The sequence below is a fragment of the Pantoea sp. NGS-ED-1003 genome, from assembly GCF_000738765.1.
GTDB classification, from domain to species: domain Bacteria; phylum Pseudomonadota; class Gammaproteobacteria; order Enterobacterales; family Enterobacteriaceae; genus Pantoea; species Pantoea septica.
Genome location: NZ_JPQA01000001.1, coordinates 23,903 through 45,403, shown reverse-complemented (window position 1 = coordinate 45,403; position 21,501 = coordinate 23,903). Strand labels below are relative to the sequence as shown.

The 21,501-nt window shown below is 58.3% G+C and carries 19 protein-coding genes; 9 read left to right on the top strand and 10 right to left on the bottom strand.

From position 1 onward, the window contains the following. Window positions 1–123 precede the first annotated feature (123 nt). From yebS to rsmF, 3 genes are all read left to right on the top strand, one after another. Entirely contained in the window at window positions 124–1,368 is a 1,245-nt protein-coding gene (yebS, locus tag JS46_RS00225) for a membrane integrity lipid transport subunit YebS (RefSeq protein ID WP_033746568.1), read from the top strand. Beyond that, window positions 1,337–3,973 (top strand): PqiB family protein, encoded by a 2,637-nt coding sequence (locus tag JS46_RS00220; RefSeq protein ID WP_033747927.1) that lies wholly within the window; start codon window positions 1,337–1,339, stop codon window positions 3,971–3,973. The genes yebS and JS46_RS00220 overlap by 32 nt, the downstream gene beginning before the upstream one ends. 182 nt (window positions 3,974–4,155) lie before the next feature. After that, on the top strand, window positions 4,156–5,538 hold the full coding sequence (gene rsmF, locus JS46_RS00215; protein WP_051905553.1) for a 16S rRNA (cytosine(1407)-C(5))-methyltransferase RsmF: 1,383 nt from the start codon (window positions 4,156–4,158) through the stop codon (window positions 5,536–5,538). 3 nt (window positions 5,539–5,541) lie between these two features. Here rsmF and JS46_RS00210 read toward each other — a convergent pair whose 3' ends face one another. Then, window positions 5,542–6,189 carry a metallophosphoesterase gene (locus JS46_RS00210; RefSeq protein WP_033746564.1) on the bottom strand — a complete coding sequence of 216 codons (648 nt, stop codon included), beginning with the start codon at window positions 6,187–6,189 and terminating at the stop codon, window positions 5,542–5,544. 395 nt (window positions 6,190–6,584) lie between these two features. Here JS46_RS00210 and JS46_RS00205 point away from each other — a divergent pair, with 395 nt between their 5' ends. Continuing rightward, window positions 6,585–6,791: a hypothetical protein gene (locus JS46_RS00205; protein ID WP_033746561.1), complete on the top strand. Its 207-nt coding sequence runs from the start codon at window positions 6,585–6,587 to the stop codon at window positions 6,789–6,791. Between the two features lie 232 nt (window positions 6,792–7,023). Here the strand turns inward: JS46_RS00205 and JS46_RS00200 are convergent, their stop codons facing one another. From JS46_RS00200 to copC, 5 genes are all read right to left on the bottom strand, one after another. Then, a complete protein-coding gene (locus tag JS46_RS00200) occupies window positions 7,024–7,881 on the bottom strand; it encodes a manganese catalase family protein (RefSeq protein ID WP_033746559.1) in 858 nt (285 codons plus the stop codon). 532 nt (window positions 7,882–8,413) lie between these two features. Continuing rightward, window positions 8,414–8,992 carry a serine O-acetyltransferase gene (locus tag JS46_RS00195; RefSeq protein ID WP_033746557.1) on the bottom strand — a complete coding sequence of 193 codons (579 nt, stop codon included), beginning with the start codon at window positions 8,990–8,992 and terminating at the stop codon, window positions 8,414–8,416. A 468-nt stretch (window positions 8,993–9,460) separates the two neighbouring features. Then, entirely contained in the window at window positions 9,461–9,808 is a 348-nt protein-coding gene (locus JS46_RS00190; protein ID WP_033746554.1) for a YebY family protein, read from the bottom strand. Between the two features lie 35 nt (window positions 9,809–9,843). Further along, window positions 9,844–10,719, bottom strand: a complete 876-nt coding sequence (copD, locus tag JS46_RS00185) for a copper homeostasis membrane protein CopD (protein ID WP_033746551.1) — start codon at window positions 10,717–10,719, stop codon at window positions 9,844–9,846. Window positions 10,720–10,722: 3 nt separating this feature from the next. After that, a complete protein-coding gene (gene copC, locus JS46_RS00180) occupies window positions 10,723–11,088 on the bottom strand; it encodes a copper homeostasis periplasmic binding protein CopC (RefSeq protein WP_033746549.1) in 366 nt (121 codons plus the stop codon). Between the two features lie 151 nt (window positions 11,089–11,239). Here copC and JS46_RS00175 point away from each other — a divergent pair, with 151 nt between their 5' ends. Both JS46_RS00175 and exoX read left to right on the top strand, forming a co-directional pair. Beyond that, a complete protein-coding gene (locus JS46_RS00175) occupies window positions 11,240–11,470 on the top strand; it encodes a DNA polymerase III subunit theta (protein WP_033746548.1) in 231 nt (76 codons plus the stop codon). Window positions 11,471–11,473: 3 nt separating this feature from the next. Next, window positions 11,474–12,142: an exodeoxyribonuclease X gene (gene exoX / locus JS46_RS00170; RefSeq protein WP_033746545.1), complete on the top strand. Its 669-nt coding sequence runs from the start codon at window positions 11,474–11,476 to the stop codon at window positions 12,140–12,142. On the opposite strand, the gene JS46_RS00165 is transcribed toward exoX, so the two are convergent. Together JS46_RS00165 and JS46_RS00160 are read right to left on the bottom strand one after the other, a co-directional pair. Then, complete coding sequence (locus tag JS46_RS00165) at window positions 12,136–14,199, bottom strand: prolyl oligopeptidase family serine peptidase (protein WP_033746541.1); 2,064 nt, start codon at window positions 14,197–14,199, stop codon at window positions 12,136–12,138. The two genes, exoX and JS46_RS00165, sit on opposite strands and share 7 nt — an antisense overlap. 113 nt (window positions 14,200–14,312) lie before the next feature. Then, complete coding sequence (locus JS46_RS00160) at window positions 14,313–14,966, bottom strand: tellurite resistance TerB family protein (protein ID WP_033746540.1); 654 nt, start codon at window positions 14,964–14,966, stop codon at window positions 14,313–14,315. Between the two features lie 152 nt (window positions 14,967–15,118). Between JS46_RS00160 and purT the strand changes: the two genes are divergently transcribed. Next, window positions 15,119–16,297 carry a formate-dependent phosphoribosylglycinamide formyltransferase gene (gene purT, locus JS46_RS00155; RefSeq protein WP_033746538.1) on the top strand — a complete coding sequence of 393 codons (1,179 nt, stop codon included), beginning with the start codon at window positions 15,119–15,121 and terminating at the stop codon, window positions 16,295–16,297. Between the two features lie 52 nt (window positions 16,298–16,349). Here purT and JS46_RS00150 read toward each other — a convergent pair whose 3' ends face one another. Both JS46_RS00150 and zwf read right to left on the bottom strand, forming a co-directional pair. Next, complete coding sequence (locus JS46_RS00150; RefSeq protein WP_033747926.1) at window positions 16,350–16,988, bottom strand: bifunctional 4-hydroxy-2-oxoglutarate aldolase/2-dehydro-3-deoxy-phosphogluconate aldolase; 639 nt, start codon at window positions 16,986–16,988, stop codon at window positions 16,350–16,352. Between the two features lie 176 nt (window positions 16,989–17,164). Next, entirely contained in the window at window positions 17,165–18,640 is a 1,476-nt protein-coding gene (gene zwf / locus JS46_RS00145) for a glucose-6-phosphate dehydrogenase (protein ID WP_033746536.1), read from the bottom strand. 369 nt (window positions 18,641–19,009) lie between these two features. On the opposite strand from zwf, the gene hexR reads away from it, so the two are divergent. Next, window positions 19,010–19,888, top strand: a complete 879-nt coding sequence (hexR, locus tag JS46_RS00140; RefSeq protein ID WP_033747924.1) for a transcriptional regulator HexR — start codon at window positions 19,010–19,012, stop codon at window positions 19,886–19,888. A 106-nt stretch (window positions 19,889–19,994) separates the two neighbouring features. Beyond that, on the top strand, window positions 19,995–21,437 hold the full coding sequence (gene pyk, locus JS46_RS00135; protein ID WP_033746533.1) for a pyruvate kinase: 1,443 nt from the start codon (window positions 19,995–19,997) through the stop codon (window positions 21,435–21,437). Window positions 21,438–21,501: the final 64 nt, after the last annotated feature.

Genomic DNA, 21,501 nt, shown 5'->3' with positions numbered 1-21,501 from the left:
TAGATTTTTGTGGATCGAAACGTGGGCCCCTTGCGGGGATGCCGGAAACGTAAAAACGTTTTTTTGCCCCACGACCGCATCCGGTCACAGCGACAAATATCTGGGCGAAACCTGCATCACCCTATGAAAATTCACGCTATCAGCCAGCCATTGCCCCACGCACGTTATCAGCGTTGTCCGCAATGCGATACCCTTTTTTCCTTACCGGATGTGAAATCGCATCAGTCTGCCTATTGTCCACGCTGCCATGCGCAAATTATCAGCGGGCGCGACTGGTCGATGACGCGGCTGACGGTCATGGCCGCGATGATTATGGTGCTGATGCCTTTCGCCTTTACCCTGCCGCTGGTGGATATTCGCCTGCTCGGCATGCGCATTAACGCCAGCCTGCTGGGCGGCGTAATTCAGATGGCGGAACAGGGTAACGTGCTGACTGCCTCGATGGTGGCGTTCTGCACCATCGGTGCGCCGGTCGCGCTGGTAGCTGGCATCGGCTATCTTACTCTGGGTCATCGGCTGGGAATGAACCTGCGTCCAGTGCTGCTGATGCTGGAGAAGGTTAAAGAGTGGGTAATGCTCGACATCTATCTGGTGGGCATCGCGGTGGCGTCGATTAAGGTGCAGGACTATGCCTCGCTGGAGGTCGGCTACGGGCTGGCCGCCTACCTGACGCTGACGCTGCTGAGCCTGCTGACCCTGATCCACCTTAACGTCGAGCAGCTGTGGGAACATTTCTATCCGCAGAAGCAGAATACGACCGCACGCGACAGGCTGCAGGTCTGCCTTAACTGCCACAATACCGGTGAACCGGACGCGCGTGGCCGCTGTCCGCGCTGCCATACGCCGCTCGACTTCCGGCGTCGCCACAGCCTGCAAAAATCCTGGGCGGCGCTGATCGCCTCGATCGTGCTGCTGATCCCCGCCAACCTGTTGCCGATTTCTGTGGTCTACCTGAACGGTTCGCGGCGCGAGGACACCATCTTTTCCGGCATCCTCGGCCTGGCTTCCGGCAATATTCCGGTTGCGGCGGTGGTGTTTATCGCCAGTATTCTGGTGCCTTTCACCAAGGTGCTGGTGATGCTGACGCTGCTGCTCAGCATTCACTTCCGCTGCGAACAGGGGCTGAAAACCCGCATTCGCCTGCTGCGGGTCGTGACCTGGGTCGGCCGCTGGTCGATGCTGGATCTCTTTGTGATTTCATTAACCATGTCGCTGGTCAATCGCGATCAGCTGCTGGCTTTTACCATGGGACCCGCCGCGTTTTACTTCGGCGCGGCGGTGATCCTTACCATTATGGCCGTTGAGTGGCTCGACAGCCGCCTGCTTTGGGATGCACATGCAACAGGAAACGCCGACTACATCGACTAACGCGACGCTGCGCAGCAAACGTAAGGTTTCTCCATTCTGGCTTCTGCCGATCATCGCCATGCTGATCGCCGGCTGGCTGCTCTGGACCAACTATGAAGAGCGCGGCACGGTGATCACCATTAACTTCCAGTCGGCGGACGGCATCGTGCCGGGCCGCACGCCTATCCGCTATCAGGGCGTGGAGGTCGGCACCGTGCAGGGCATCAATCTGAGCGACGACTACCGCACCATTCAGATCAAGGCGAGCATCAAGAGCGACATGAAAGAGGCGCTGCGCGAAAACACCCAGTTCTGGCTGGTGACGCCGAAAGCGTCGCTGGCGGGCGTTTCGGGCCTCGACGCGCTGGTGGGCGGCAACTATATCGGCATGATGCCGGGCAGCGGCAAGCCGCGTGAAAACTTCGTCGCGCAGGATACCCAGCCGAAGTATCGCGTCAATACCGGCGAGCTGCTGATCCATCTGCACGCGCCCGATCTCGGCGCGCTCAACTCAGGATCGCTGGTTTACTACCGCAAGATCCCGGTGGGACGCGTCTATGACTACAGCATTAACAGCAAGACGGATGGCGTCACCATCGATGTGCTGATCGAACGCCGCTTTAATAATCTGGTCAAGGCCAACAGCCGCTTCTGGAACGTGTCGGGGCTGAGCGCCGACGTCAGCCTGAGCGGCGCGAAGGTGGAGCTGGAGAGCCTGGCGGCGCTGGTCAACGGCGCTATCGCCTTCGACTCGCCGGAAGATTCGCCGCAGGCGAAAACTGACCAGAACTACAAACTCTATCCCGATCTGGCGCGTAGCCAGCGAGGCGTGGTGGTCACGCTCGATCTGCCCGACGGCAACAACCTGAAAGCGGGCCGCACGCCGCTGATCTATCAGGGGCTGGAGGTCGGCAGCCTGACCAAACTCAACCTGCTGAGCGGCGGCAAAGTCACGGGCGAGCTGACCCTCGATCCATCCGTGGTCAGCCTGATGCGCAGCGGCACGCGCATTGAGATGCGCAGTCCGAAAGTCAGTCTTACCGATACCAACCTCAGCAGCCTGCTGACCGGCAATACGCTGGAGCTGGTGCCGGGCGACGGCGAGCCGCAAAGCCACTTTACCGTGCTGCCCGCCAACGAGTCGCTGCTGCAGAAGCCCGACGTGCTGACGGTGAAGCTCAGCGCGACGGAGAGTTACGGCATCGACGCCGGTCAGCCGGTCATGCTGCACGGCATGAGGATCGGCCAGGTAATTTCGCGCGAGCTGAATGAGAAAGGCATTCAGTTCGTGGCGGCGATTGAGCCGGCCTATCGCAACCTGGTGCACGGCGACAGCAAGTTTATCGTCAACAGCCGACTCGACGTGAAGTTCGGCCTCGACGGCATGAAGGTGCTGGGCGCCAGCGCGCGCGAATGGGTCGACGGCGGCATCCGTCTGGAGCCCGGCAACCAGGGCGCGGTGAAATCCGCCTATCCGCTGTTTGCCGACGCCGAAAAGGCGGAGGAAGGCATTATCGGCGATCGCCCTTCGACGACGCTGACGCTGACCGCCAACAGCCTGCCGGACGTGCAGGCCGGTTCGGTGGTGCTTTACCGCAAATATGAAGTGGGCGAAATCGTCGACGTTACGCCGCGCGCCAGCGCCTTCGATATCGCCGTGCACATCAAGCCGGAGTACCGCAAGCTGCTGACCAGCGAGAGCGTGTTCTGGGCGGAAGGCGGCGCGCGCGTGCAGCTTAACGGCAGCGGCCTGACCGTTCAGGCGTCGCCGCTGAACCGCGCGCTGCGCGGCGCCATCAGCTTCGACAATATGAGCGGCGCGGCGAACGCCAAAGGCAGCAAGCGCACGCTCTATCCTTCCGAGACGGCGGCGCGCGCGGTCGGCAGCCAGATTACGCTGCATACCTATGACGCCAGCAAGCTGTCGGAAGGCATGCCGATTCGCTATCTGGGCATCAATATCGGTCAGGTCGAGTCGCTGTCGCTCAGCCAGGATAACAATCAGGTGGTGGCGAAGGCGGTGCTCTATCCAGAGTATGTGCAGGATTTCGCGCGCAGCGGCAGCCACTTCTCGGTGGTATCGCCTGAAATCTCTCCGGCTGGCGTCAACCATCTGGAGACGCTGCTGCAGCCCTACGTCAACGTCGATCCCGGCAAGGGGCGTCCGGCGCGAGTTTTCGAGCTGCAGGAGAGCACCATTACCGATTCACGCTACCTGAATGGGCTGACGATTTATGTCGATGCCGCCGAGGCGGGCTCGCTCTCTATCGGCACGCCGGTGCTGTTCCGCGGCGTGGAGGTGGGCACCGTCACCGGGACCTCGCTGGGCAATATGGCGGATCGCGTGCAGATTGCGCTGCGCATCAGCAAGAAGTATCAGCATCTGGTGCGCAACAACTCGGTGTTCTGGCTGGCGTCCGGCTATAACCTCGATTTCGGCCTGATCGGCGGCGTAGTGAAAACCGGCACCTTCCAGCAGTTTATTCGCGGCGGCATTCAGTTTGCCACCCCGCCGACGGTGCCGCTGGCGCCGCAGGCGGGCGCGGACAAGCACTTCCTGCTGCAGGATGAAGCGCCGAAAAACTGGCGCAGCTGGGGCACGGCAATCCCCGAGCCGCAGCAGTAATCTCGTCAGCCGTCTGAAAGCGATTTCAGACGGCTGAGTAAATGATGTGTGGGCGTTATCGACCGCAGCGCGAAGCGTCCCACCACCATTTTCGTGCTACACTGCCGCCCTGTTTTTTGACCTCAACGCCTTACCTGGAACCTGCCGTGGCCGACCTTTTCCCCTCTGACTTCCTTGATCTGATGCGCGCCGCGCTGCCCGACGACGCTGAACTGCAGCGCTTTATCGCCATTAGCCAGCAGCCGCTGCGCCGCTCTATCCGCATCAATACGCTTAAAATCAGCGTGGCGGATTTCCTCGCCCAGACGGCTGACTATGGCTGGCGGCTGGCGCCGGTGCCCTGGTGCGCGGAAGGCTTCTGGATTGAGCGAGACGACGAGAGCCTGCCGCTCGGCAGCGTGGCCGAGCATCTCAGCGGCCTGTTTTACATTCAGGAAGCGAGCTCGATGCTGCCGGTCAGCGCGCTGTTCGATGGTGCGCCTGAGGCGAAAACGGTAATGGATATGGCGGCGGCGCCGGGTTCGAAAACCACGGAGATGGCGGCGCGTATGAAAAACCGCGGCGCCATCCTCGCTAACGAATTTTCCTCGAGCCGCGTCAAGGTACTGCACGCCAACGTCAGCCGCTGCGGCGTCAGCAACGTGGCGCTGACCCATTTTGACGCCCGTGTCTTTGGCCCGGCGCTGCCGGAGCGCTTCGACGCCGTGCTGCTGGACGCGCCCTGCTCGGGCGAAGGCGTCATCCGCAAAGATGCCGACGCGCTGAAAAACTGGTCGCTGAGCAGCACCGAGGCGATCGCCGCCACCCAGCGCGACCTGCTGGAGAGCGCGTTTCATGCTCTGAAACCGGGCGGCACGCTGGTCTATTCCACCTGCACCCTTAACCAGATTGAAAACCAGCAGGTTATTGCCTGGCTGCTGGCGCGCTATCCGCAGGCGGTAGAGATTGTTCCGCTCGACGCGCTTTTCGCGGGTGCCGGGCAGGCGTTAACGCCGGAAGGATATCTGCACGTTTTTCCGCAGCTTTTCGACAACGAAGGCTTCTTCGTGGCGCGCCTGCGTAAAACCGACTCGGTGCCGCCGCTGCCGCAGCCTGGCTACAAGCTGGGCAAGCTGCCTTTTACGCCGCTGAATAAAAAGGCGGCGGCAGAGGTGGCTCAGGCTGCGACGTCGGTATGCCTGCAGTGGGGCGACGACCTGACGCTGTGGCAGCGCGACAAAGAGATTTGGCTGTTTCCCGAGGCGATTACGCCGCTGCTCGGCAGCGTTCGCTTTTCTCGTATCGGCATCAAGCTGGCCGAAACCTTTGCCAAAGGCTATCGCTGGCAGCATGAAGCGGTGATTGCGCTGGCACAGCCGGACGCAGAACGGGCGTTCGAGCTGAGCGCCGACGAGGCCTTGGAGTGGTATCGCGGCCGGGATATTTTCCCTGATACGCCGCCGCAGCGTGATGAAGTGATCGTGACCTACCAGCAGCAGCCGATTGGCCTGGCGAAACGCGTCGGCAGCCGCATTAAGAATAGCTATCCTCGCGAGCTGGTGCGCGACGGCCGCCTGTTCCGCTGAGTCTTACTGCAGCTGCATCAGCGTCAGCCGGTTGCCGAACACCGCGCCGGTATCGATATAGTGCAGATTGCCTGATTCCAGCGGCTGCTGCAGCGGCGTATGGCCGAAATAAAAAGCATCCGCGCCCGCGATTTTTCCCGCTTCGCCCGTTTGCAGTCGGGCGATGCGTTCGCGATTCCACACCACTTTCTCCCAGTCCAGCGGCTGTTCCCACGCGTAGCGCTCCGCTGGATAGTCCGCGTGCGCCACCACAACGATGCGATCCGCCAGCTGCAGGTGCAGAATCAGCGGCAGGCTCTCTAGCCTTCTTAGCGCATGACGCGCCGCAATTAGCCTGGCACCCGTCAGCTTGTAGAACCAGTCGCCGCCGTTCATTATCCAGCTGAGCGATTCGTGACACTGTAACGCACGCAGCGCCATCTCTTCATGATTTCCTCTTACGCAGCGGAACCATGGCGCGTCCAGCAGCTCTAAACAGCCAGGACTGTCAGGCCCGCGATCGATTAAATCGCCGACGGAGATCAGCAAATCGCTTTGCTTATCAAACGCGTTTTCCATCAGCAGTGCGTCCAGCTGTCGCCGACAGCCGTGTAGATCGCCGACAATCCAGATATTTTGCCAGTTTTCACCGTTGAGATACTGGTAGCGCATTTTGATTCCGCTTGTTAACAACAGGTTTACTTATTGCGGGTTAAAGTATAGCCGGTCACATCTTCAGGGAGGCGTGATGAATAGCCGGAAACAATTTATCAGCGTGTTAGTGCTTATCTTCCTTGGCAGCCTGCTGCTGCTGGAATCGCTGGCGCGCCTCGTGCATCTGCTGTTTGTCGGCTGACAGGCCGAACGCGATGCTTTCTGCCCTCTACTCAGATTTTCCGTACGCTTCGCCGGTAAAAGCGCCAGCAAATGGCGATTACTGTTCAGATATCAGGATGTTTCCGACAGACGAAACTGCGCTAGTGTGAGATCTCAGCCCGTCCACGATGTGGAGCAGATACACACAGCAAAGGAGGGATGGCTGATTACCTCCGGTCAGGAGAATAAGAATGGTCGCTGAAACGCTTGATAACGTAAGTTTTAACCTTGATTCTCTCGAAAACGCAGCACTAGAAATCTGTAAAACCAAAGGAATGCTGGGCATGCTGTTGGCGTCGGTTTCAACAGATATTCAGCAATCCTATTTCCAGCTGTTACGCGAGTCCGGTTTCGATGACGAACTGGTCTGGCTGCAGCAGGTTCTGGATACCAAATAAGTGATTCAGTTAACCCCGGCGCAGGCTGGGGTTTTTCATTTTTGGCGCCGAAGCGGGCTAAAAACGGCTTTTCAGGTGATGTCGAAAAAAATATTTTTCGCCGCTCTGATTTAGACTGGCACGAAAGCAGTTGCCGCCGCTGAGGCGATAGTTCATTTTTTGGCAAGCATAAGATGGGGCGTCACATACGCCAAATCGCTAGAGTCTGTGTCCCTCCCTGGACAGAATGCGATTAGGGTTTTAACGCTGGCGGAACGGTGCCCGATAGCTCCTGTTCGCTTTGCGCGCCCGAGCCCGGACGGGCATGGCCCAGCAGCGGCTCATCGCCCAGCAGCTCAGGTTTCTCTTTCGCGGTAAACTGCGCTTTGCCGTCAAATGACGGGCCTTCGCACCAGCGGCCTTTCGGCAGCGGTTTATCCAGCGAAGTGTTAAGCACATAGTAAGAATGTTCGCTGGCTTCTTCACTTTGCGGGAAGCTGTTCGGTATCGGCAGCGAAGCGTTAAGTCCGCCCATCTCTTCAATCACCGCAAGCCACTGCTGTTGATGCATGGTGTCGCGGGCGATCAGGAAGGAGAGAAAATCCTTCATGCCGGTATCTTCAGTGAGATTATAGAGGCGGGTTGCCAGTACGCGTCCTGTCGCTTCCGCCGTGACGTTGGCCAGCATATCCGCCGCCACGTTGCCAGAGGCGTAAATATGGCTCATATCGAAAGGCACGCCGTTGGCGTTGACCGGCAGCGCCGCCAGGCCTGACGAGAGGATGTGGCGCGGGTTCATACCGCCCAGTACCGCGTTGACCACCGGATCTTTCGCTGAGGCTTCCTGATAGGAGAGCGGCGCGCCTTCCAGATTGAGCGCCACGGCATGCGCCAGCATTTCGATATGCGCCAGCTCTTCGGTTGCGGTAGAGATCAGCAAATCGCGGATTCGCGCATCGCCGCGCGCGCCCATCGCCTGGAAGAAGTACTGCATCGCCACACGGATCTCCCCTTCCACGCCGCCGATCGCCTGCTGCAATAGCATGGCGAATTCCGGATCTGCTTTGTCGACGCGTACTGGATATTGAAGCTTTGAAGAATGGTGAAACATAATTATCTCCTGGCTTGTTGAAAAGAATAAGCCAGACAAGCCTGGAAGAGGTTGGCGAAAAATGAAAGCGCGCCCGTAAAGATTGGCAGGGAATATAAGCGGCAGAAGCGGCATCAAGTCTTTTATATTAACCGCTTAGCAATATCTTACTTAAATCTTACTTTTTGGATAAAATTTCAGCACAGCAATAATACACATGATGTTTGTCTGGGTTATTTTACCGATAAATACAGGGATTCTCCTCCTTAAGCGAAACGCATAGCAAAATACGTACTGCATATCTGAAATGCCTTTCTGACTTACAAAAACGGATAAAAGGAGAGAGTGAATGCCTTACAGCATGAGCTACAAGCTGCATTGCCGCTTTTGCTCGCTGTGCAGTAAGGTGCTCTATGGAAGAAGGACCGTAAAGGAGGCGCAGATTGTTTGATTCATTAGTGAGTACTGAGCTGTGTAGGCTACATGATAGAGGTAACTCTTACATGAGACTGGACCTCATATACAACGGCTGCTGAAAAAGAGCCAAAAGATATCAGGAAACCCCGCCAGAACCTAAGTTGTTTTTTTCAATTAAACGAGTACTTTTTTCGGTATAAAGCGTACAGTTATCGGTAACATCCTTATTAACAAAACTCATCGCGCCAACTGTAACGTTATTACCTATATGTAACGCGTCACCAATTACGCAGCTATTTGAACCCAGAAAAAAGTTATCGCCGATTATAATTTTGCCCTGTTCATTTTTACCTACGCTGCCTATTACGCAGTTTTGCGTCAGTTTCATGTTTTTTCCAGCTACTACCCGCTTCGTGACCACCACGCCAACGTGATGTGCAATCGGCAGACCTTCACCAATGGTCGCGCCCAGCATAATATCGCAGCCGAAATTTTTTTTAATACGATTATGAATGCGATAAGCCATTCTTTTATAGCCATTAAAGTAGAGATGATTAGCAAGTCGCCACCAGAATACATATTTTAAACCGGGCTTATTTTTCATACGCGTGTAAAGACGCCGAAAACTAAAAGGCTTGTTGAGGCCTATCACTTCAACATGCCAATAACGTAGCAGTTGCTGTAAGCTTTTTTTCTCTGTTGGTGTGTTAGCCATAAAAAGGTGCGTCAAAGAATGTTATTAAAGCACTTACCTTAACCGTTTCGCTCTTTACAGACAATACCTACAGGCAGCGTACTAACTGAATCAAATGGTTAGCAGCTAAACTCAGAGGCATAATGTATCGGCCTTTTCAAATTTCGCAGACGCGCCAGCAAACCAGCTTTAACTGAAGTGTGAAATGAGAGGTAGAATGACAATATGAGACCAAAACAGTGGAAAATGAAGCAGATAAAAAAAGACCGAACACGATTCCTGTATTCGGTCCAGGGAAATGGCTCTTTGAGAGCCGTGCGCTAAAAGTTGGCATTAATGCAGGCGATGACGCCTTGCAATTTAAGGTTAGCCCACGTCTGTGGAAATGCCAGCGAACGGCCGGGCAGAGGCGATCCGCAGGATCAGATTGTGATCCTGACGGCAGAATCGACGAAATCGGGCGCGAAAAGAACTCGCGCCTCGGCAGGATTATTTATCGCACAGCGCCTGAGTACGCTCGATAATCGGCTGAAGGCTCATCATCTGGCCCGGGTGCGCTTTATCTTCCGCCTGAATCACGGAGATGGGTTGTGCCTTCACCTGCCCTGCTTTTACGCGCGCTTCTGCCTTATCGTTGAGCGGATACTGCATCAGCGTGCTGGGGTTGATAGCGAACAGCGAGCCATCTTTCTCGCAGCTCAGCATCACCTCTTCACGGCTGAAGGGCCATGCCGTCTTACCTACTTCGAAACGGCTGACGGTAATAATTTCTGACGCCAGCGCCTGGCCACCGAGAGATAACAACAGCATTGCGGGGATCACTTTCTTCAGCAAAATAGCCTACCTTTTTACTCAGTCAAAACGGGTCACACTCAGGCTGGCGACAGCGTGGCGAAGACGCTGACCAGACCAACCACTGCGCATGCCAGCAGCAGTTCAAGCTGCGTCATGCGAATAAATTTTTGTTGCGCGCCCTTGCCCGCCAGGCGAAAGCGCGGCACCAGCACGTAACGATTGAACAGCGCGATAGCGACCATAAACGCCACCAGCACCGCCTTAGCCACTAACAGTTCGCTATACAGACTGCCGTGCCACTGGCGAGGCCAGCCGGCGATCAGCAGCCCATTCACTACGCCGGTACATAATGTTACCGCGACGGCCAGATGTCCGTAGCGCGAAAAGCGCATCATGGCGCGAATCGCGTCGCTGCGGCGATCGATCTGCCGCGCCTCGTCCATCAGGATCAGCAGCGGCAGCAAACCGCCCGCCCAGAAGGCCGCGCCAATAAGGTGCAGCGCATGGTTTATCTGCTGCAGCGCGCCCGTAAACCCTTCGCGCATCGCCGCATGTCCGATTAACGCCATACAGCCCAGCTGCAGCAAAGCGCCGATCAGCCACGCCTGCTGTCGTTCTCTGTTTCTCAACAGACTCGCCAGCAGCGTAAGGCCTGCCAGCCCTGTTTCCCACTGCCACACCGTGCCGAAACGCGTGCTCAGCACCGCGCGCCAGATCTCACTGTCGTCGAGGTTGCGCCAGTCGCCGCTCATCAGCGCCAGCTGGGTCGCCAGCATCAGCAATGCGCTGACGAACGCCAGCCAGACGCAACCGCGCATTAATGCGTTAAGACGCCGCCCCAGCGCGCGGCGGTAGCGCGCTGGCGCTAACAGCACAGTATAAAACGCGCTGCCCGCCAGCAGCATCACGCTGGCGAAATGGAACGCGCGCAGCAGGATCCACAGCGAGGTCACGACTTACTTCACGCTAAAACGGTAGCTGCCCTGGGTCTTATGTCCGTCAACCGAAAGCACATGCCACTTAACCTGATAGTCGCCCGCCGCCAGCGGCTTCTTCAGCGGCAGGATCAGGCGGCTATGCTGCTGCGCATCCTGTTGTGCCTTCTCGCTCACGACAGGCTTTTGGCTGGCGTCCAGTAGCGTTACGCCGCTAAAGGTGGGCTCTATATCTTCGGTAAAGCTCAGGGTCAGCGCCTGCGGCGCAGCGGCAAGCGCGGCGTCGGCGGCCGGCTGGGACGATTTGAGGTGGGCATGCGCCAGCGCTGCCTGGCTCACTAACAACAGCGAGACGGCAACGCCTGACAAGATCGTTCTTTTCTGCATGGGATCATCCTTTTAGCCATCGCCTTAGCGGCAAACGTGGGCAAGGATACGCTGAGGCTTTTGAGGTGTCGAGGGCCAGCAATGCTATCCTTTGCCCTTGATTCAGACCGGGATAAGCATTATTTTTGCCCCCTGTCTTCAGGAGATCCCCATGAGTCAAAACCTCGCCCTGCTTTCTCAGGAAGAGAAAGATAAAGTCAACGTTGAACTGGCCGCAGCGGGCGTGGCGTTCAAAGAGCGCTACAATATGCCGGTCGTGGCTGAAATGGTTGAATACGAGCAGCCTGCGGCGCTGCGCGACTGGTTTCGCCAGCGCCTGATGCACTATCGCCAGGCGTCGCTGAACTTCTCGCGCCTGCCCTACGAACCCAAACTGAAGTAAATCATGTTACGCGTAATTGATACCGAAACCTGCGGGCTCCAGGGCGGCGTAGTGGAAGTGGCGTCGGTCGACGTGATCAACGGAGAGATCGTTAATCCGATGAGCGATCTGATCCTGCCCGACCGTCCTATAAGCCGCCAGGCGATGGCCGTACATCGCATCACCGAAGCGATGGTAGTGGGCAAACCCACCATTGAAGAAGCGATTGGCCGCTATCACGGCAGCCCTTTCTATGTCGCCCATAACGCTAGCTTCGACCGCCGCATGCTGCCGGAGATGCACGGCGACTGGATCTGCACCATGACGCTGGCGCGAAAGCTGTGGCCCGGCATCAAGTACGGCAACCAGGCGCTGCGCCATAGCCTTAAGCTGGAGGTAACGCCGCCCGCCGATCTGCACGCGCACCGCGCGCTGTACGATTGCTACGTGACCGCCGCGCTGCTGATCCGCATTATGGAGATTTCCGGCTGGGATGCCGGGCAGATGGCGCAGCACTGCCAGCCCGCCAGCGTAACGGGCGACGTGCTGCCCTTCGGCAAATATCGCGGCCAGAGTGTCGCCTCGATTGCGCGAAAAGATCCGCGCTATTTGCGCTGGGTGCTGGAAAACGTGCGCGATCTGCGCCCGCCGCTGCGGCAGGCGCTGCGTAAATACCTGAGCGACGATCAGTAATCGCGCTGCGGCGGCAGGCTGCCCTGCGCCAGCGCGATCAGGAACGTCAGCTCCAGCGCGATGCCCTCATAAGATTTATAGCGCCCCGACTTACCGCCGTGACCGGCATCCATATCCGTACAGAGCATCAGCAGATGGTTGTCGGTCTTCAGCGCGCGCAGTTTCGCCACCCACTTCGCCGGCTCCCAGTACTGCACCTGCGAGTCATGCAGCCCGGTCGTCACCAGCATATGCGGATAGGCCTTCGCCTCGACATTGTCGTAGGGGCTGTACTGACGCATATAGCCATAATAGTCGGCGTCGTTTGGGTTGCCCCACTCGTCGTACTCGCCGGTAGTGAGCGGAATCGACTCATCCAGCATCGTGGTGACCACATCGACGAAGGGCACCTGTGCCACCACGCCGTTGAACAACGCCGGCGCCATATTAATCACCCCGCCCATTAGCAGCCCGCCTGCGCTGCCGCCCATGGCATAGAGCTGCCCAGGCTGGCCGAAACCTTTTTTCACCAGCGCCTGAGTAACGTCGATAAAATCGGTGAAGCTGTTCATCTTGTTAAACAGGCGGCCGCCGTCATACCAGCTTTGTCCCAGCTCGCCGCCGCCGCGCACGTTGATCAACGCGTAGACGAAACCGCGATCGAGCAGGCTAAGCCGGCTGACGCTGAAGTCCGCCTCCATATTGCTGCCGTAGGCGCCATAGCCATAAACCAGCAGCGGATTTTTGCCCGGCTGATAGTGTTTGCGGTGATAGACCAGCGACACCGGCACTTCCGTGCCGTCGCGCGCCGTGATCCAGTGATGCTCGCTTTTGTAGTTGTCAGGGTCGAAGTTGCCAACCGCGCTCTGCTTGAGAATGCGCCGCTCGCCGGTGTCCATATCGAGCTCGAACAGCGTGGTCGGCGTGGTCATCGAGCCGTAGCCGTAGCGCAGCTTGCTGGTTTCCGGCGAAGGATTAAACGCCAGCCAGGTGACATAGGTCGGATCGTCGAAGGCGATGCCGGTCACCTCGCCGGTTTCCCAGTGGATCTGGCGCAGGCTGGTCAGGCCGCGCTGCCGCTCCTCCACCACCAGCCAGTCGCGGAACAGCTGAAAATCCTCCATCACCACATGATCGCGCGGCTTGATTAGGGTTTCCCAGCGCGACTCGTCCAGCCAGCGCGTGCGGTAAAGACCGAAGTTTTTCCCCTCGCGGTTAGAGCGGATATAAAACTGATGATCATAGTGATCCAGACTATATTCATGATCCTTGCGGCGCGGCAGGAATATCTGCGGCGCGGCGTCGGGAAAGCCGGCGTCGATGAGCTGGATCTCGCTGCTGTTGGTGCTGAACAGCGCGATGAGGATAAAGTGCTCGGAAGTGGTTTTATGCACGCTGAGATGGTAGGTGTCATCCTGCTCTTCATACACCAGCCGATCGTCGCTTTGCGGCGTACCGAGCTCATGGCGCCAGACCTGATAGGGCAACAGCGTTTGTTCATGCTTGCGCACGTAGTATAGCGTGCGTGAATCGTTCGCCCAGGCGAAGCTGGAGGAGGCGTTGTTCAGCACCTCCGGATACCAGCTCCCTTTCTCCAGGCAGCGAAAGCGAATGCCGTACTGTCGCCGCGAGAGAAAATCTTCCGCCAGCGCCATCACCCTGTTGTCAGGGCTGATATTGAGCGATCCCATAGTGTAGAACTCGCTGTGCGAGGCGCGCTGATTGGCGTCCAGCAGCAGCGTCCACTCATCGGTCACGGCGCACTCGGCAGGCTGGCGGTAGTAGGCGGCATATTCGTTACCGCTCTCATAACGACTCTGATAGCGATAGCCGTTATGCACATAGGGAACCGAATGATCCTGCGGCGGCAGGCGATCGACGATCTCTTTTAAAATACGGTTCTGCAGCGGCTGCTGTGTCGCCATGATCTGCTTGCCGTAGTTGTTTTCGGCGCGCAGATAATCCAGCACCTCTTCATTCTCGCGCTTGTCGTCGCGCAGCCAGTAGTAGTCATCCACGCGCGTTTCGCCGTGAAGGGTCATTTCATGAGGAATTTTTTTTGCGATGGGGGCCTGCATGCTCTCTCTCCCTGTTATTCATATCCTTTAAGGGTGGCATCAGGTGGCGGGGAAGCCAAATTTTTGTCGCTAACGCGTTGTTATTGCGGCCGCGCAGCGCGGCCGCAGCGGAGTTATTCTGCCGGGATGCGCGCTTTTTGTTCGCGCAGATCGTTTTCAATGCCGTCGCGCACGTCCTGTGGGATCTTCAGCGCGTCGCCGAGCGCAGTGAGATAGCTGCGCTCCATAAAGTGATCCACGTCGATAGCGGCGCAGCTGAGGAAGTAGAGTTCCAGCGCTTCATCTTCGTTTTTCACGTCGGCGGCCAGCCAGGCGGGATCGAGCGGCCGATTGATCGCTTTCTGGATCAGCGCCTCCGCTTCCTGACCGTAGCCCGACTCATGGATGCTGCGTTCGATAGCGGCGCGCTCGCGATCGTCGATATGGCCGTCGCTTTTAGCGGCGAAGACCAGCGCCGTCACCAGGCGCTCGGCGCGCTGGTCGGCGGGCGTCTGCAGCTCGCCGAAGCCGGGATCGGCCTGGTGCGTGTCGCGCACGCGCTGTTTATATTTGTTCCATAGCACCGCGCCGGCCGCCGCGCCGCCGCCGATAATCAGCGCTTTGCCGCCATACTCGGTTAACAGCTTGCGCGACTTTTTGCTGGCGATCAGTAAGCCCGCCAGACCGCCCAGCGCGCCGGGCGCCAGCATATCGTTTAAACCTCCGTTGCCGCCGCTGTGCCCTTTCTTCGTCAGCAGCGACTGAAGCTGTTGCAACAGGTTGTTCATCATTCACTCCTTTTTTAGCGATAAGGGCTCTACTCTGCCCGACCGGGCGTCAGTTAACGTCAAGGTGAGAAAAGAGAGGCAAAGCAGAGGAGGATGAGAACGCAAACGTTTTCGTTTATACTGCGCGCGCGTTTTGACTCACAGGTGAAATTATGACGACTCTTGGAACTGCGCTGCGTCCGGCTGCGACGCGTGTCATGCTGTTAGGCTCGGGTGAACTGGGTAAAGAAGTGGCGCTGGAGTGCCAGCGACTGGGTGTGGAAGTGATTGCCGTAGACCGCTATGCCGACGCGCCCGCGATGCATGTGGCGCATCGCAGCCACGTGGTGAACATGCTTGACGGCGAGGCGCTGGCCGCGCTGATTGCGCAGGAAAAGCCCGATTATGTGGTGCCGGAAATCGAAGCGATCGCCACGGATAAGCTGCTTGAGCTTGAACAGCAGGGTCAGCGCGTGGTGCCGACCGCGCGCGCCGCGCGCCTGACCATGAACCGCGAAGGTATTCGCCGTCTGGCGGCGGAAGAGCTGTCGCTGCCAACCTCCAGCTACCGTTTCGCCGACAGCCAGGCGAGCTTTGAGGCAGCAGCGGCGGAGATCGGCTTCCCCTGCATCGTCAAGCCGGTGATGAGTTCGTCAGGCAAAGGCCAGAGCTTTATTCGCGACGCCAGCCAACTCGGCAGCGCCTGGGAGTACGCGCAGCAGGGCGGCCGCGCCGGCGCAGGCCGCGTGATTGTCGAAGGCGTGGTTAAATTCGATTTTGAAATTACGCTGCTGACCGTGAGCGCGGTCGACGGCCTTCACTTCTGCGCGCCGATCGGTCATCGCCAGGAAGATGGCGACTACCGCGAATCCTGGCAGCCGCAGCAGATGAGCGATGTCGCGCTGCAGCGCGCGCAGGCGATCGCCGGCGAGGTGGTGAAAGCGCTGGGCGGCTACGGCCTGTTCGGCGTCGAGCTGTTTGTCTGCGGCGACGACGTCATCTTCAGCGAAGTGTCGCCACGACCGCACGACACCGGCATGGTGACGCTGATTTCGCAGGATCTTTCGGAGTTCGCTCTGCACGTGCGCGCCTTTCTCGGCCTGCCGATCGGCGGCGTGCGCCAGTACGGCCCGTCGGCGTCGGCGGTGATCCTGCCGCAGCTGCACAGCCAGAACGTGCGGTTCGTCAACGTGGAAGCGGCGCTGGGCGCGGGTCTGCAGCTGCGCCTGTTCGGCAAGCCGGAAATCGCGGGTTCGCGCCGTCTTGGCGTCGCGCTGGCCAGAGGCGAGAGCGTCGATGACGCCGTCGCGCGGGCGATCGCCAGCGCAGCGGCGGTAAAAGTCGAAGAGTAATAACACCGCGGGTGATTCATGATGCGGTGAGCGCCCTGCTCACCGCTAATGCTTATTTCGCGCCTTCTACCGCTTCGCGCGCCAGACGCGTAATGCGATCCCAGTCGCCTGACTCCAGCGCGTCGTTCGGCACCAGCCAGGAACCGCCAATGCAGAGCACGCTTTTCAGCGCCAGATAGTCGCGATAGTTAGCGGGCGAGATGCCGCCGGTGGGACAGAAGCGTACCTGCGGGAAGGGACCGCCGATCGCCTGCAGCGCCTTGACGCCGCCGTTCGCTTCCGCCGGGAAGAATTTAAATTCGCGCAGGCCGTAATCCATGCCGGTCATCAGTTCGGAAACGGTGCTGATGCCGGGAATCAGCGGCACCGGACCCTCTACCGCGGCCTTCAACAGCGGCTCGGTAATGCCTGGGCTGATAACGAACTGCGCGCCCGCTTCGGTGACTTCCTGCAGCTGCTGGGTGTTGATGACCGTGCCTGCGCCGACGATGGCGTCCGGCACCTCTTTAATCATCAGGCGCAGCGCTTCCATCGCCACCGGCGTGCGCAGCGTGACTTCCAGCACCCGAACGCCGCCGGCCACCAGCGCTTTCGCCATCGGCACCGCATGTTCCAGCTTGTTCACTACGATCACCGGCACCACAGGTCCAGTGGTCAGAATCTTTTCCGCACTCGTCTTCCAGTTCTTCATCAGTTCCCCTTGCTTATCCATACCGGCGCCAGCCGCGCGGCGCGCCATCAATGCGTCACTACCATACAGGATCGCCTTCCGCATCGTCTATCCGCCCGACGCTATTTTTGAAACTGCGGTTCAGTTTCCTGCGGCAAGGCACAAAAAAGCCCGCACGCGGCGGGCTACTTTCAGGATTATTCGAACTCGTTCCAGGAACGGCCGTCTCGCGTGATCATCGCCACGGACGCCACCGGCCCCCAGGTGCCTGCCTGATAAGGCTTGGAGGAGTCGCCGTCGGCGGCCCAGGCGTCGATAATGGAGTCGACGTAGGTCCATGCCGCTTCCACTTCGTCGCGACGCACGAACAGCGCCTGAATGCCGCGCATGCTCTCCAGCAGCAGACGCTCGTAGGCGTCAGCCAGGTGCGACTGATTAAAGGTCTCGGAGTAGCTCAGATCCAGCTTGGTGGTCTGCAGCTTGTGCTTGTGATCGAGGCCCGGCACTTTGTTCAGGATCTCGATATCGACGCCCTCGTCCGGCTGCAGACGAATAGTGAGCTTGTTCTGCGGCAGTTCCGAGTAGGAATCCTTGAACAGGTTCATCTCCGGGTTCTTGAAGTAGACCACTACTTCGGAGCATTTGGTCGGCAGACGCTTGCCGGTACGCAGGTAGAACGGCACGCCCGCCCAGCGCCAGTTGTCGATATCGACGCGAATGGCGACGAAGGTTTCCGTCGAGCTGGACTTGTTGGCGCCCTCTTCTTCCAGATAGCCAGGCACTTTTTTACCCTGCACGAAGCCGGCGGTGTACTGGCCGCGCACGGTTTTTTCGCGCACGTTGGTCTGATCGATACGGCGTAGCGAGCGCAGCACCTTAACTTTCTCGTCGCGAATGGCGTCGGCGCTGAGGTCGGACGGCGGCGCCATGGCGATCATGGTCAGCACCTGCAACAGGTGGTTCTGGATCATATCGCGCATCTGGCCAGCCTGGTCGAAATAGCCCCAGCGTCCTTCGATGCCCACCTCTTCGGCCACGGTGATCTGCACGTGATCGATGGTGCGGTTATCCCAGTTGTTGACGAAGATAGAGTTGGCGAAGCGCAGCGCCAGCAGGTTGAGCACCGTCTCTTTGCCGAGATAGTGGTCGATGCGGAACACCTGGCTTTCGTCAAAGAACTCGCCTACCGCGTCGTTAATCTCTTTTGAGGTCTCCAGCGAGGTGCCGAGCGGCTTCTCCATCACCACGCGCGCCGGTTTAGCGTTCAGCTTCGCTGCGCCCAGGCCTTTGCAGATGGCGCCGAAGGTGCTTGGCGGCATCGCGAAATAGTTGATGGTGGTGCGTTTTGCCTGATCGAGCATTTTGCCCAGTTTGGGAAAATGGGTGGTGTCGTTGACGTCGAGGTTGCAGAAGTCGAGACGGCTGCTGAGTTTGTCCCACAGCGCTTCGTCGATCTTCTCCTTCATAAAGGTTTCCAGCGCTTCACGCACCACTTTGGTATAGGCTGCTTTGTCCCAGTCGGCGCGTCCCACGCCGATGATGCGGGTTTCCTCGTGGATCTGTCCCGCTTTTTCCAGCTGATACAGTGAAGGCAACAGTTTCCGGCGCGCAAGATCGCCTTTGGCACCGAATATCACCAGATCGCATGCCTGGGCTGTTTGTGTTACCGCCATTTTCCTCTCCTCGTTGCAGGATGATCCCGTTGGCGTTTGCATCCTCATCCATCGGGTCCATGTTGTAATTTTCTTTCAGCACAATGTACTTATTTCAGGGAGTCAGGTAAACCGACTCTATGCGGGTCCGCAGCGTTTACTCTGAATGGAATAAGACGTGCCGATGTGATAGTGCGTGCGCTTTAGCCCACTCTAGCGTGGCGGCCGAGAGGCGGCAAAATCGAATCCGGGTCAAATTATGACAAAAATTTACCACGCAGACTTATCCGTACTTGCGCGCAGTCAAGCCGAACAGGGTATATTCACGCTTTTATGCCCCCCCTGCCAGCCCTGGCTGGCATCGATAAAAGCGATAACGGTCATCAGGTTATGAATACTCTGGAAAAAATTGAGGCGCAGCTGGCGACGCTCAGCAAATCGGAACGCAAGGTCGCGGCGCAGATCCTGGCCGCCCCGCAGGAGGCGATCCATTCCAGCATTGCCCGGCTGGCGCGCGCCGCCGAGGTCAGCGAACCCACCGTTAACCGCTTTTGCCATCGGCTCGGCACGCGCGGCTTTCCCGACTTCAAATTACAGCTGGCGCAGAGCCTGGCGCAAGGGCAAAGCTGGGTCAGTCACGACGTCGATGAAGATGACGATACACGCGGCTACAGCCATAAGATTTTCGACTCGGCGCTGGCCGGGCTGCAGCGCGTGCGCGAACGGCTCGATCTCGCCGTGGTGCAGCAGGCGGTGACGGCGCTGTCGCGAGCGCAGAAAGTGGCGTTCTTTGGCCTGGGCGCCTCAGCGGTGGTGGCGCACGACGCCTTTAATAAATTTTTGCGCTTTGATCTCCCGGTGGTCTGGTCAGAGGATATTGTGATCCAGCGCATGAGTTGTATAAATAGTTGCGCGGAGGACGTTTTTGTTTTGATTTCGCATACTGGCCGCACGAAAAATATGGTAGAACTGGCTCGCCTCGCCGGTGTAAACGGTTCCACCGTGATAGCCGTCACGTCTCCCGCTTCGCCACTGGCAGTGGTCGCCACGCTGGCGCTCACGCTTGATGTTCCGGAAGATACCGATGTCTATCTGCCAATGGTGTCCCGCCTGACGCAACTCACCGTTATCGACGTGCTGGCGACCGGATTTATCCTCGAGCGCGGCGCCGCGTTTCGGGAAAACCTGAAGCGAGTGAAAGAGGTCTTAAAAGAGTCGCGTTTCGACAAGCCTTTCGCCATGGAAAACGCAGCGCAACAAAAAAATTAACATCACATTCACAATGTGAGTCGTATCACAGGCTCTCCTTCAGTTAGAATAATGATCACGCCCTGTCCACTTTAGGGGATACGCAAATTTGTCAACGGAGTCCTTCATGTCAAGACGTCTCAGAAGAACCAAGATCGTTACAACCCTCGGCCCGGCAACAGACCGCGATAATAATCTGGAAAAAATCATCGCCGCAGGCGCAAACGTTGTGCGACTCAACTTCTCTCACGGCACCCCGGAAGATCATCAGCTGCGCGCGAACAAAGTGCGTGAAATTGCCGCGAAGCTGGGTCGTCACGTCGCGATTCTGGGCGACCTGCAGGGACCGAAAATCCGCGTTTCGACCTTTAAAGAGGGCAAAGTATTCCTCAACGTCGGCGACCGCTTCCTGCTCGACGCCAGCCTGAGCAAAGGCGAAGGCGATAAAGAGAAAGTCGGCATCGACTATAAAGGCCTGCCGGAAGATGTGGTGCCGGGCGATATCCTGCTGCTCGACGATGGACGCGTGCAGCTGAAAGTGCTGGAAGTTCAGGGCATGAAGGTGTTTACCGAAGTCACCGTCGGCGGCCCGCTCTCCAACAACAAAGGCATCAATAAGCTCGGCGGCGGCCTGTCGGCGGAAGCGCTGACTGAGAAAGACAAAGCGGACATTATTACCGCCGCGAAAATCGGCGTCGATTATCTGGCGGTCTCGTTTCCGCGCAGCGGCGAAGATATGAACTACGCGCGTCGCCTTGCGCGCGAAGCGGGCTGCAAAGCGCAGCTGGTGGCGAAAGTCGAACGCGCCGAAGCGGTCGCGACGCAGGAAGCGATGGACGATATCATTCTCGCCTCTGACGTGGTCATGGTGGCACGCGGCGACCTGGGCGTTGAAATCGGCGATCCTGAGCTGGTCGGCATTCAGAAAGCGCTGATCCGTCGCGCGCGCCAGCTGAACCGCACCATCATTACCGCCACACAGATGATGGAATCAATGATCACCAACCCGATGCCGACGCGCGCCGAAGTGATGGACGTCGCTAACGCCGTGCTCGACGGCACCGACGCCGTGATGCTGTCGGCGGAAACCGCCGCTGGCCAGTATCCCGCTGAAACCGTTTCCGCGATGGCGAAGGTCTGCCTGGGCGCGGAGAAGATCCCGAGCGTCAACGTCTCCAAGCACCGTCTGGAAGTTACCTTCGACAATATCGAAGAGGCGATCGCCATGTCGGCGATGTATGCGGCGAACCATTTGCAGGGCGTCACCGCGATTATTACCATGACCGAGTCCGGCCGTACGCCGCTGATGACGTCGCGCATTACCTCCGGCCTGCCGATTTTCGCGATGTCCCGTCATGAGCGCACCCTGAACCTGACCGCGCTCTATCGCGGCGTGACGCCGGTCTTTTTCAACAGCGACAACGACGGCGTAGTCGCGGCGCACGATGCAATCAATCTGCTGCGCGACAAAGGCTTCCTGGTCTCCGGCGATCTGGTTATCGTCACCCAGGGCGACGTGATGGGCGCGACCGGCACCACCAATACCAGCCGGGTGCTGCGCGTCGACTAACTGCGCACCCGCTGTAGTAACGCTGTAAACAACGCGACTGCCTGGCGGTCGCGTTTTATTTTTT